An 11,551-nucleotide genomic window follows, 5' to 3' on the forward strand; every position below is an offset into this window, starting at 1 on the left:
AGTGCTTGTGCAGAGTGGCACTCACGTACTTGTTGCGCCTATATAGATAACATGTTAACTATTGCGCAACAAAAACAAAAAGCCACCATGGAGAGCCCCATGAGCATCCATCAATCTGTGCCAGACGGTCTGGAAACCTGGAATCGCGACCTGCGTGCCGCCTGTGGTCATTTCGAAACGGAACTGGCCTGCCACCGTGCGCTGTTCATCGGCGAGGTGTCCGAGTTTTCCCGCGGTGGCTTGCCGCTGGCGACCTTGCGTACCAACGCCGGGATGATCAGGCGTGACCGGCCCAACGCCGATCACGACAACGAGCAGGACTGCTTCCTGGTCAGCCAGCGTGGCGGTTATTGCCAGATTACCCAGCATGGCCAGAGCATTCGGCTGGCGCCCGGTGACCTGCTGCTGATGGACTCGGCGGCGGCCATCGAGATCAGTCCGTTCGGCCTGATCGAACACGTTTCGGTGTCGTTGTCGCGCAGCGAGGTCTGCCGGCAGCTGGGCGGCCAGTCCAGGACCTTCGGCAAGATTTCCTCGAGCAAGGCCTGCGGGCGGATGCTGCACGTGCTGGTGGACCAGTTGTGCAAGGATGGCGGGGTGGGTGCCGGCGTGGCCGCCGAAGGCGAGGCGTTGCAGTCGGCTTTCGTGTCGTTGCTCGGTTCGGCGTTCGAAGAAGACCCGGAACCGGGCGAGGACGCCACGCCGTTGCAGGGCAGCAGCCTGCGCAGCTATGTGCAGAAGGTCATCGACGAGTCGCTGACCCAGCCCGGGCTCAGCCCTGCGGGTCTGGCCAATCGCCTGAATATCTCGGTGCGGCACCTTTACCGGCTGTTCGAGGAGCAGGATGACAGTGTCTGCCGTTATATCCAGCGGGCACGCCTCAAGCGCAGTGCCGATGACCTGACCAACCCGCTGTTGCGCAGCGAATCGATCACCTCGATCGCCTACAAGTGGGGCTTCACCGATTCGGCGCACTTCAGTCGTTCGTTCAAGAAGCAGTTCGAGCTGTCCCCCAAGGACTTCCGCTCCACTCGGCTGCAGCAGGCGCTGGGCGCGGCTTGATCGAGCGGACATGAAAAAGGGGCTGTTCAGCCCCTTTCGCGTTTCTACAGACACCTGGTCAAACTTCCGGCAAGGTCGCTCCTCCATCGACCACCAAGGTCTGTCCGGTGATGTAGGCGGCCAGGTCCGAGGCCAGGAACAGCATGGCCGAGGCAATGTCCGAAGCCTGGCCCAAGCGTCCCAGCGGCACCCGGCTGGCGATCGCCTCGTTCTGTTGCGCATCGCCCAGGTTGGCCATGGCCGGCGTGGCGATCATGCCCGGTTCGACCCCGTTGACCCGGACGTTGTCGGCGGCCAGTTCCAGCGCCGCATTGCGGATGAAACCGTTGACCCCGGCCTTGGACGCCGCGTAGTGGCTCAGCCCCGGGTAGGCCACCCTCGGGCCGGTGACCGAGGAGGTGACCAGCACGCAGCCCTGGCCCTGGCGACGGAACAGCGGCAGCGCGGCCTGGGTCAGCCAGAACAGTGCCGAGAGATTGACCGCCAGGGTCCGTTCAAGCACTGCCGGGGTGATCTCGCTGAACGGCGTCAGCGGGAAGTACCCGGCGTTGTGCACCAGGATATCCAGCCGGTCCAGTGCCCCGACCAATTTGAACACGGCATTGGCGTCCGCCAGGTCGACGCACACGGCTTCGACCTGGCAAGCGCTGGCCCGTAGCTCGCGGGCCAGCGCCTGGGCCTGGGGCAGGCGCAGGTCGGCGACCAGTACCTCGGCGCCGCGCAGGGCGAAGGCCTCGACAATCGCCCGGCCGATGCCCTGGGCACCACCGGTGACCAGCACACGGCGACCGCTGAAATTCAGGTCTTCAGGCATCGGCGGGCTCCCTATGGGCAAAGGCCAGCGTCGGCACGTCGACGATACTCGAGCCACCGTCGGCGACCAGGGTCGCCCCGGTGATGATCGAGGCGTCGTCGCAGGCCAGGAAGCGGCAGACCCGGGCGATTTCCTCGGCGCTGGCCGGGCGGCGCAGCGGCACGTCGGCACAGACCCGGTCATAGGCCTGTTGCAGGGTGTCGCCGTACCGGTCCATCAGCGGCTGCATTTCCTGGTCGGCCATTGGCGTGCGTACCCAGCCCGGGCACACGGCATTCACCCGCACGCCGTGGGGGCCGTAGTCCCTGGCGAGGGAGCGGTTGAGGCCGAGCAGGGCGTGCTTGGCCGTGGTGTAGCCGCAAACCTCCGGACCTGCCGCCAGCGAGGCGATCGAGCCGATCAGGACGATGTTGCCGGCCGTTTCCCGCAGCAGTGGCAGGCAGGCCCGGGCACTGTAGAAGGCGCTGTCGAGGTTGCTGCGCAATGCCGCCTGCCAGCCCGGCGGGGTGGTCTCGGTGGCGCTGCCCAGGCCGTGGCCGCCGGCACAGGCCAGCAGCACATCGAGGCGTCCATGGCGTTGGCGGATACGGGCGATGAAGTCCTCCCAGGTATCCGGGCAGGCGGCATCACCGATCAGGACCAGGCCACCGGTCTCTGCCGCGATCTGCTCCAGCGGCTCGCGACGCCGGCCGATCAGCACCAGGTTGTCGCCCTGCGCGGCGTAGAGCCGCGCGCAGGCCGCACCGATGCCGGTGCCGGCACCGGTGATGACGACGGTCCGTGGCTCAGGCATCGGGGTACTCCGTGCGGTTGAGGACCTGGCAGTAGGAACTGACCGGAAAGTTCGACAGCTCGTCGAAGGCCGCACCGGCATAACCGAAGATCTTGCCGTCGCTGCGGTGCTGTTGCAGGTCGATCAGTACCAGGCCGAGGGTCGGGACGATCTTTTCGCGCCAGACGAACAGATAGAGTTCATCGGCGATCTTGTAGTAATGGCAGCGATCGGTGTCGCACAGGCCCTTTTCCACGCCTTCCAGGCACTGCCAGGTGTAGAACTGGTCGTTGAGATAAATGTGTTCGTAGACTTCGCTCGGGCTGTAGCGGTAATGGTTGCGCAGGCCGCTCAGCTCGCTGGTCGGGGAATGCGGGCAGAGGCCTTTCTGCCATGGGCGGTCGAGGCTGCCATGAAGGAACTCGGCCTCGACCGTGGTCAGGTCCTTGCCGGCCAGGGCGCGGCTGTAGAGGCCCTCGCGGGTCTGCTCGGCGCTCGGCATGCGGCCGATCACGGCGGTGAAGGCGGCCTGGGCGGTGTCGAGCACCAGGCTGATCGACCAGGCCTGGCCGCCTTCGTGCTTGATGAAGTCCACCAGGTACAGGCCGGGACGCACGGAGGTCGCGCGGTAGTGGGCGGTGCCGCTGGAGTGACCATCGGCGGCGTTCCAGGACAGGGTTTCGCGCTCGAAGCGGTGCTCGATCTGCCAGCCATTGGCGAAATGCAGGGTGAAGGTCTTGCCCTGCAGGTCGGCCAGGTTGGGCAGGATGAAGGCTTGCGGGGCAAAGCCGTCGGCCAGGGCGCCAACGGTGATCCAGTCTTTGTTGTTTGCGGTCATGTTGAGACTCCGATTGGTTGGATGGACCTGTCGGATCATGCCGCTGGCGGCTTTGCCCGCCTATCAACCGGATGGTTGAGCGCCTAGAGAAAGAGGTTGACCACCAGTTCGGTGCGGCTGCTGACACCGGTCTTGCGGAACAGATTGATCAGGTGGGTCTTGATCGTCGCCAGGCTGACGCCCAGTTCCTGGGCCAGTTGCTTGTTGCTGGCGCCCTGGCGCAGCAGGTGGGCGATCTGGCGTTCCTTGGGAGTCAGGTCGAGCAGTGGGTCTTCGCAGGGCTGCAGGTTGGCGACCGCCATCTGCAGGAGTGACTGCAGGGCTTCGAGGCGGGCCAGTTGCTCGCTGTTGAAGGCACCCTGTTCGGCCGTGCGCAGCAGCGAAATCGCCGCCTGGGGTTGGCCGGCGCGGTGGGCGAGGACTTCCACCACGTCGACGATGCCGTGGCGTTGCAGGAAATCGCGATAGCGCTGGTTGTCACGTCTGGGCTGGCGCGTCATGGCCAGTTCGATCGGGACGACGGTCAAGCCGCTGGACAGGCAGTTGCGCGGTTGCAGCGGGTCGAACTGCCGGTAGTGGTCGAGGTAGTCGCGGTGCATCTCGCCGGTCATGCCGTGCAGGCGGAAATCACGGGCCTGCAGCTGGCGGTCGACGCGATAGAAGGCTGCCCGGCTGGCCGGGACCAGCTGGGTGAAGGCGTGCAGGCACTGCTGCGCGACTTCCTGGAGGGGAATGCTGTTCATGCTTGCCCGGCCTCGACGATGGCTGCCGGGGGAGCCGGCAGCCGCAGTGATCAGGCGACCGCGAAGTAGTGCTTGACGAAGCTCTCGCTGACGACTTCCCAGAGCACCGGGGTGCCCTTGGTCACGAACCAGCTGTCACCGGCCTTGTAGCGGGTGCTCTGGCCGCTGTTCTCGTCGGTCAGGATCACTTCGCCGGTGACCACTGTCGCCTGTTCGGCGAAAGGATAGACCATGCGGAACTTGCCCTGGGTGGTGCCGAAGTAGGCGCTGCTGACCGGATCGGTCGGTGCGCCGAAGGTCATCTTGCCGAAGGCGCGGACTTCGCCTTCGAGGATCTGCGAGCCGAGGTCGGCAACGGTGCCCCAGGCATCGAGTTCGGACAGTTGGACATCTTTCTTGACGGTCGTGAGGGTCATGGCAGTTGCTCCTGATGAGTGAAAGTGAAAGGGAAGGGCGTCTTGGCGATCAGCGACGCCCGTTCCAGTAGCCCGAGAGTTGGTGCCAGGATTTGCCGCCGGTCAGCAGCAGCGGGCGAATCAGGTCCTTGCCGATGATGGTCGGGCGCGGGATCGAGCTGACCAGGTCGTAGCGCGCCGAGCCTTCGCTCATGCCTTCGGCCAGGACCTTGCAGATGATGTGGCTCGGGGTCACGCCGAAACCGGAGTAGCCCTGGACATAGAACGCGTTGCGCCGGCCGGGCAGGGTGCCGATCTGCGGGAACAGGTTCGGGCTGCAGGCCATCGGACCGCCCCAGGCCAGGTCGATCTTCACGTCCTTGAGGTATGGGAAGATCTTCAGCATCAGGTTGCGGTTCCAGGCCTTGAGGTCGCGCGGGATGTGCTCGACCAACGGCGTGGCTGCGCCGAACAGCAGGCGGTTTTCATTGGTGACGCGGTAGTAGTCGATCACCGGGCGGATGTCGCTGTAGGCGCCGCGGATCGGGCTGATGCGGTTGATCAGTTCCTCCGACAGCGGCTCGGTCATCATCTGGAAGGCGTAGGTGTTGATGGTCGAACGGTGCAGTTCCGGTTCCAGCTTGTTGAGGAAGCTGTCGCAGGCCCACAGCAGCTTGCTGGCCTTGACCGAGCCGCGCCCGGTACGCACGGTGATCTGTTCGCCGTAGCGCACTTCCAGGGCCGGGCTGTTCTCGAAGATCCGCGCGCCATGGCCGACCAGCGCCTTGGCTTCGCCGAGCAGCAGGTTCAACGAGTGCACGTGGCCGCCGCCCATGTGCAGCAGGGCGCTGCTGTAGGCGTCGGAGCCGATGATCTGCTTGACCTCGGAGCCGGCGAGAAAGCGGATCTCGTGCTGGCTGTTGATCGACTTGAAATCCTTTTCCCAGGCCCGCAGGGTCTTTTCCTGGCGGGCGTTGAAACCCATGTAGCCGTAGCCGTGGCAGAAGTCGGCGTCGATGTCGTACTTGGCGATGCGGCCCTTGATGATGTCGGCGCCCAGGTCGCTGATCTCGAAGATTCGGCGCAGGCCGTCTTCACCCACGTCCTTCTTGATCTTTTCCAGGTCGTGGCCGATCCCGGCCATGATCTGCCCACCGTTGCGCCCGGTGCCGCCAAAGCCCAGGTAGCGGGCTTCCAGCACGACGATGTTGGTGATGCCTTTTTCGGCAAGCTCCAGGGCGGTGTTGATGCCGGAGAAACCGCCGCCGATGACGACAACGTCGGCTTCCACATCCTGTTCCAGGGTCGGGAAGCTGAGGTTGTATTTCTTGGTGGCCGTGTAGTAGGTGGGCGTTTCGATATTGATCATGGCGCAGCCTGAAAAAGTGAAGGAAAGCTCAAGGCAGGGAGTCCGGGAGACTCTGTCATCGATGGCTCCCATTAAGAGCCCTGGCGCGGCGGATGTCTTGATTCTCTGTGCCGGTTTTTTTGATTCAGCGCGCCAGGGCTGGCAAAAACCGCTCTACGCTGGCAGGGAAATGGAGTGTCCATTCAGGACATGATGGCTGAAGGAGAACCATGGGCAAGTTCTGCGGGTTTGGGCTGACGTTTCTTTTGCTGCGGCACTGGTCTGTCATGACCCTGTCGCCGGGTTGCTGGCCGGGTCGCTTGTCGAAACACGAGCCGGGAAGGGCTGGGACGCGGGAACTGCGCTCACCTGAGGGCTTCTTTCCGGGGGCGCGGGTGACCGGTACTTCGGCCGGCCACCAGGCCCAGGGCTATACGACCTCAACCCCCCGAACTGCCGCCCGCACCGCCACCGGCACCACCACCGGAAGAGCCACCGGATGCTCCGCCTGAGCCCGAGCCCGAACCGGTTCCGCCGCTGCCGCCGTTGCCCGCACCACCGTCGCCTTCGCCACCGCTGGTGTTGCCGGAGCCCGGGTTGGTGCTGGTGCCACTGGGATTACCACCGTTGCCGCTTTGCGAGCTGCCCGGATAGGAGCCTGGCGGAAGGGCCGAACCTGAACCGGTCGAGCCCGGCGTCGATGAGGAGGCCCCATTGCCGGTGTTGCCCATGGTGCCGTTTGTTCCCGTGCCGGTGGTGCCTGCGGCGAGTACTGCAGTGCTGAAGGCACATACCAGGCCGGCTGCTGTCAGGAGTCTTGCGATGGATGATTTCATCGGATATTCCTCGTACAAAATGGATTGTCTGTCCGGCGTCCCGTGCCGTCATTCCTCTCGCGCAGGCGGCCTGGCCGACGGGTGGGGGGCAATCGTGTCGTCCCTGATCTTTGGAAGAGGGCGAGGAAGGCAAAGTTTGAATAATTTGGAAAAACGACGACGAGTGGCGTCGGTGGGGAAATGACATGAAAGTGGGCGTGATCTCCGATACCCATGGCCTGCTTCGTCCCGAGGCTGTTACCGCCTTGCAGGGTTGCGAGCGGATCATTCACGCGGGTGACATCGGCAAGGCCGAGGTACTCGAGCAGCTCCGGGCCATCGCGCCACTGGCCGTCGTGCGTGGCAACAACGACCAGCACCTGCCCTGGGCCGGGCACCTGCCCGATGTTCTGCGCCTGGACCTGGACGGCTGGTCGGCCTTGCTGGTGCACGACATCGCCGATGTGCCAGCGCTGCTGGACGAGATGCCCCGAGTCGTGATCACCGGCCATTCGCACAAACCGCTGATCGAGTGGCGTGGCGAGTGCCTGTACTTGAACCCGGGCAGTGCCGGTCCGCGACGGTTCAAACTACCGGTGACGCTGGCGCTGCTGGAGGTGCGGGGGGACTCGATCGAGTCTCGGCTGGTGTCGCTGCTGGAGTGAAGTCTTTCACTCGGCCTGGGCGACTCTGTACTCCTCAACCAACTTGTCCAGAAAGACGAACAGCTTCTGGTTCATCTCCTCCCAGTCGTTGGCCCGTAAGGCCGCCGGCTGCTGGACGAAGCGGCGATCGAGGAGGGTGGCCAGTTCGCGCTCGGAAGCGGCGATCAGCAGTTCGACGACCTCACGGGTGAATTCCATGTGGCACTGGAATCCATAGACGAGCTTGCTGTATTCGACGATCTGGCGGGGGCAGCCTTCGCTGGTCGCGATGATCGTCGCGTCGGCGGTCAGGCCGGGCATGTCGTTGTGCCAATGGCCGACCTGCAGCATGTCGCCGAAGTGGGCGAACTTGGCGTTCGCCTTGCCGGCTTCGGTCAGGCTGATCGGGAACTTGCCGATTTCCTTTTCCGGGCTATGGCCGAACCGGGCGCCCAGCGCCTCGCCGATGAGCTGGGAGCCCAGGCAGACGCCGACCACCGCTTTTCCGGCAGCGATCGCCTGGCTGATCAGGCGACATTCCTCGGCTGCATCGAAATGTGCGCATTGTTCGAGGGTGGTGGCCGGATCCTGGGGGCCGCCCAGCACGACCAGCAGGTCGATGGCGTCCGCATGGGCGGGCAGTGCCTGGCCTGCATGCACACGCGAGTAGCTGGCGGCATGACCTCGTTCCTTCACCCAGGTGTCATAGGCACCAGGCGCTTCGAAGGCTTCGTGAACGATGAAGTGGACTTTCATGAGGTGTTCTCTTCAATGACTGGAGGGCAAAAGGTCCGGCGATCTGCTCGTGCCAGACCTTCTGCGAGACCGGGTTCAGCGACTGACGGCCAACTCGTCCAGCAGGCCCTTGAGGTAGGCGCTGCCCTGCGGGTCCAGCGGTTGCAATGGCAGCCGCGGGGCGCCGACGTCCAATCCGAGCATTTTCAGGCCGGCCTTGATGGTGGTCGGCAGGCCACGGCGGGTGACGTACTCCAGCAGTTCATACTGGCGGTAGAAGAGGCTGCGGGCCTGTTCCAGGTCGTGCTTCTGCACGGCGTCCCACAGGGCCAGGTTCAACTGTGGAATCAGGTTTGGCGCGGCGGTGCACCAACCGGCCGCGCCGGCCACCAGGGCTTCGAGGGTCAGCGGGTTGCAACCGTTGTAGAACGCCACCTGGCCGCCGGTGGCCTTGTACAGGCGGTGCATGCGCTGGATATCACCGGTGCTTTCCTTGACCATGGTGACGTTCTTCACCTCGTTCAGGATGCGCAGGATCAGCTCCACCGACAGGTCGGTGCCGCTGGTGCCCGGGTTGTTGTAGAGCATGATCGGAATATCGATCGCCGCCCCGACCGCCTTGTAGTGATCGACGATCTCGGTCTCGGTCAGCTTCCAGTAGGACGCCGGCAGCACCATCACCGCCGTGGCGCCGCAGGCCTGGGCCAGTTGTGCACGCTGCACGGTGCGCGCGGTGGTCAGGTCGGACACGCTGACCACGCTCGGCACGCGCCCGGCAATGTTTTCCTGGCTGAAGCGCACCACCGACTCCCACTCGCTATCGCTGAGGTAGGCGCCTTCGCCGGTGCTGCCCAGCGGTGCGATGGCGTGCACGCCGGACTGGATCAGGCGTTCGATGGATTGGCCCAGTGCAGCCAGGTCGACCGAGCCGTCTGCTGCGAAGGGGGTGATGGTGTAGCCGATAACGCCGCGAATCTGAGGGGTGGACATGCAAGGCACCTCTTACTGTTTTCTGGAAATGAGTACCGCGTCGATCAGCTCAGGCAGTCGCCGTGAGCCTGCAAGGCACGGCGCGCGTAGTAGCTGAAGGCGGCACCGTGGCGCTTGGGCGTGGAGATCCAGTCGTGGGCTTCCTTGCCGAGCGCCTCGGGAATCGGACGGATCTCGCCGGCACCCATGGCCAGCAGCTGCATTTTTGCCGCGCGTTCGAAGAGCAGGGCCAGGACACAGGCTTCCTCGATCGAGCCACCGGCGATCAACAGGCCGTGGTGCGAAAGCAGGATGGCGCGCTTGTCGCCGATGGCCTTCGAGATGATCTCGCCTTCCTCGTTGCCCACCGGTACGCCCGGCCAGTCCTTGAGGAACGCGCAGTCGTCGAACAGCGGGCAGATATCCATGTGCGACACCTGCAGCGGTACTTCCAGCATCGACAGCGTGGCGCTGTGCAGCGGGTGGGTGTGGATGATGCAGTTCACATCGGGGCGGGCGCGGTACAGCCAGCTGTGGAAGCGGTTGGCGGGGTTGGCCATGCCGCGGCCGTCGAGCACGTTCAGGTCCTCGTCCACCACCAGCAGGTTGGACGCCGAGATCTCGTCGAAGCCCAGGCCCAGCTGTTGCGTATAATAGGTGCCCGGTTCTGCCGCACGGGCGGTAATCTGGCCGGCGAGGCCCGAATCATGCCCACCGTCGAACAGGATGCGGCAGGTCAGGGCGAGTTTCTGCCGAGGGGTGTAGGTATTATCGATCAGCGCCGTCAGCATCTGCTTCTCGGCGAGCTTGACGAGCTGGTCCTTCGGGGTCTGCAAGGTCGTGGTCACGGTCGGTACCTGAACGGGAAATAGGCGATGTCTACCTGGTGGCCGCTGCAACGGCGCCAGGACACACGGTGATCTTAATGACACTTTGTGTCATGTACAATACTTGTGTCATCAATTTTGAAGGAACGGCGTTGGATGTCGGTGCAGCTGAGAATTTTGCGTAAGAAGATGGGCATGACCCTGGAGCAGCTGGCCGGGCACACCGGGCTGACCAAGAGCTATCTGTCGAAGGTGGAGCGGGGCATGAGCTCGCCGTCGATCGCGGTGGCGCTCAAGCTGGCCAAGGCGCTCAATGCCCCGGCCGAGGAACTGTTCAGTTCCGAAGCGGTGCCGGAGGAAGGCTACAGCCTGGTCCGCCGGCAACCGCATGAGGCATCCGGTGACCAGCCCGCGCCGACCCATGTACCGCTCGCGCGACACATCGGCCAGCGGGCCTTGCTGCCGTTCCTGGTCTATCCGCCACGCTCGTTCGGGCATTCGGCGTTCAAGGAACACCTGGGCGAGGAGTTCGTCTACGTACACCGTGGCAGTGTCGAGGTCGACTTCGGTACGGAGCGCCTGACCCTGGAGGAGGGCGACGCCCTGCACTTCAATGCGCAGAAGGCCCATCGCATCCGCACGGTTTCATCGGAGCAGGCGGAGCTGCTGGTGGTGGTGCACAGCACCGAGTGAGGACATGACCCGATCCATGGGTCACTTCCCGCACCAGCCCTCGAGGAAGTCCAGCAGCAGTTGATTGACCTTTTCCGGCTGCTCTTCCTGTGGCAGGTGTCCGCATTGCTCGATGGGGTGGGCCTGCAGGTCATCGGCCATCTCCGCCCAGACGCTGGCCATGTCGAACAGCTTGCCGACAGCGTGGAAGTCGTTGCCCCATAGCGACATCACCGGGCAGGCGATCTTCACCTCGGCGTCCTCCAGGTCCTGGGCGACATCCTCGGCATTGGCCCGATAGTCGGCCATCGCACCCCTGACCGCGCCCGGTGCCTGGTACGCCCGGACATAGGTATCGAATGCTTCGCCGCTGATGGTCGAGGGATCGTAGGTCCAATCCGAGAAGAAATGCCGCAGCCAGATGTGTTCGCGACCGGCGATCAGGGCTTCCGGCAGGTCCGGCACCAGGTGGAACAGGAAGAACCAGTAGGCCTTGGCGATCGCGGCATTGAGATCCCGCGCGACGATACGGGTCGGCACGTTGTCCATCACCACCAGGCGATCCACCAGCTCCGGGTAGTCCTTGGCGAAGCGGGTGGCCACGCGGGCGCCACGGTCGTGGCCGACCAGCGCGACCTTCTCGATACCCAGTTCGCGCATCAGTTCACGGATGTCGCGAGCCATGTTGCGCTTGTCGTAGCCGCAAGCCGGCTTGTCCGTTTCGCCATAGCCGCGCAGGTCGGGTGCGATCACGCGAAAGTGCCTGGACAGCACCGGGATCTGATAGCGCCAGGCGAAGTGGGTTTCCGGGAAGCCGTGCAGCAGGATGACCGGGGCGCCTTCGCCTTCCTCGACCACGAATTGACGGATGCCGTTGGCAGTGACGGTATAGCTTTTCATGTTGCACCTGCTTTTGA

The 11,551-nt window shown here is 64.2% G+C and carries 14 protein-coding genes; 3 read left to right on the top strand and 11 right to left on the bottom strand.

The features are described 5' to 3' along the window. The first annotated feature begins 99 nt into the window (after positions 1-99). Positions 100-1,062 (top strand): transcriptional regulator FeaR, encoded by a 963-nt coding sequence (feaR, locus tag HU752_RS11605; RefSeq protein ID WP_186680581.1) that lies wholly within the window; start codon positions 100-102, stop codon positions 1,060-1,062. 58 nt (positions 1,063-1,120) lie between these two features. On the opposite strand, the gene HU752_RS11610 is transcribed toward feaR, so the two are convergent. From HU752_RS11610 to HU752_RS11640, 7 genes are all read right to left on the bottom strand, one after another. Next, positions 1,121-1,876 carry an SDR family oxidoreductase gene (locus HU752_RS11610; protein WP_186680579.1) on the bottom strand — a complete coding sequence of 252 codons (756 nt, stop codon included), beginning with the start codon at positions 1,874-1,876 and terminating at the stop codon, positions 1,121-1,123. After that, positions 1,869-2,669 (bottom strand): SDR family NAD(P)-dependent oxidoreductase, encoded by an 801-nt coding sequence (locus tag HU752_RS11615; RefSeq protein WP_186680576.1) that lies wholly within the window; start codon positions 2,667-2,669, stop codon positions 1,869-1,871. The genes HU752_RS11610 and HU752_RS11615 overlap by 8 nt, the downstream gene beginning before the upstream one ends. Then, positions 2,662-3,486 carry a molybdenum cofactor biosynthesis F family protein gene (locus HU752_RS11620; RefSeq protein ID WP_186680573.1) on the bottom strand — a complete coding sequence of 275 codons (825 nt, stop codon included), beginning with the start codon at positions 3,484-3,486 and terminating at the stop codon, positions 2,662-2,664. Before HU752_RS11620 ends, HU752_RS11615 begins: the two co-directional genes overlap by 8 nt. 83 nt (positions 3,487-3,569) lie before the next feature. Beyond that, on the bottom strand, positions 3,570-4,229 hold the full coding sequence (locus tag HU752_RS11625) for a helix-turn-helix transcriptional regulator (RefSeq protein WP_186680571.1): 660 nt from the start codon (positions 4,227-4,229) through the stop codon (positions 3,570-3,572). 50 nt (positions 4,230-4,279) lie between these two features. Next, positions 4,280-4,645, bottom strand: coding sequence for a cupin domain-containing protein (locus tag HU752_RS11630; protein ID WP_054060869.1), 366 nt, complete (start codon positions 4,643-4,645; stop codon positions 4,280-4,282). Positions 4,646-4,694: 49 nt separating this feature from the next. Beyond that, positions 4,695-5,993 carry an NAD(P)/FAD-dependent oxidoreductase gene (locus HU752_RS11635; protein WP_186680568.1) on the bottom strand — a complete coding sequence of 433 codons (1,299 nt, stop codon included), beginning with the start codon at positions 5,991-5,993 and terminating at the stop codon, positions 4,695-4,697. 419 nt (positions 5,994-6,412) lie between these two features. Beyond that, a complete protein-coding gene (locus tag HU752_RS11640) occupies positions 6,413-6,808 on the bottom strand; it encodes a hypothetical protein (RefSeq protein WP_186680565.1) in 396 nt (131 codons plus the stop codon). A gap of 185 nt (positions 6,809-6,993) precedes the next feature. Here HU752_RS11640 and HU752_RS11645 point away from each other — a divergent pair, with 185 nt between their 5' ends. After that, the gene (locus HU752_RS11645) at positions 6,994-7,452 is read left to right on the top strand and encodes a metallophosphoesterase family protein (protein WP_186680563.1); all 459 of its coding nucleotides are present in this window, start codon (positions 6,994-6,996) and stop codon (positions 7,450-7,452) included. Between the two features lie 6 nt (positions 7,453-7,458). Here HU752_RS11645 and HU752_RS11650 read toward each other — a convergent pair whose 3' ends face one another. From HU752_RS11650 to HU752_RS11660, 3 genes are all read right to left on the bottom strand, one after another. After that, entirely contained in the window at positions 7,459-8,187 is a 729-nt protein-coding gene (locus HU752_RS11650) for a type 1 glutamine amidotransferase (protein ID WP_186680560.1), read from the bottom strand. A gap of 75 nt (positions 8,188-8,262) precedes the next feature. Next, entirely contained in the window at positions 8,263-9,156 is an 894-nt protein-coding gene (locus HU752_RS11655; RefSeq protein ID WP_186680557.1) for a dihydrodipicolinate synthase family protein, read from the bottom strand. Between the two features lie 44 nt (positions 9,157-9,200). Continuing rightward, positions 9,201-9,983: an aldolase gene (locus tag HU752_RS11660; protein WP_186680555.1), complete on the bottom strand. Its 783-nt coding sequence runs from the start codon at positions 9,981-9,983 to the stop codon at positions 9,201-9,203. Positions 9,984-10,118: 135 nt separating this feature from the next. On the opposite strand from HU752_RS11660, the gene HU752_RS11665 reads away from it, so the two are divergent. Further along, entirely contained in the window at positions 10,119-10,655 is a 537-nt protein-coding gene (locus HU752_RS11665) for a helix-turn-helix domain-containing protein (protein ID WP_186680553.1), read from the top strand. A gap of 21 nt (positions 10,656-10,676) precedes the next feature. On the opposite strand, the gene HU752_RS11670 is transcribed toward HU752_RS11665, so the two are convergent. Further along, positions 10,677-11,534, bottom strand: coding sequence for an alpha/beta fold hydrolase (locus HU752_RS11670; protein ID WP_186680551.1), 858 nt, complete (start codon positions 11,532-11,534; stop codon positions 10,677-10,679). Positions 11,535-11,551: the final 17 nt, after the last annotated feature.

This window comes from Pseudomonas vanderleydeniana (assembly GCF_014268755.2).
Classification (GTDB): Bacteria; Pseudomonadota; Gammaproteobacteria; order Pseudomonadales; family Pseudomonadaceae; genus Aquipseudomonas; species Aquipseudomonas vanderleydeniana.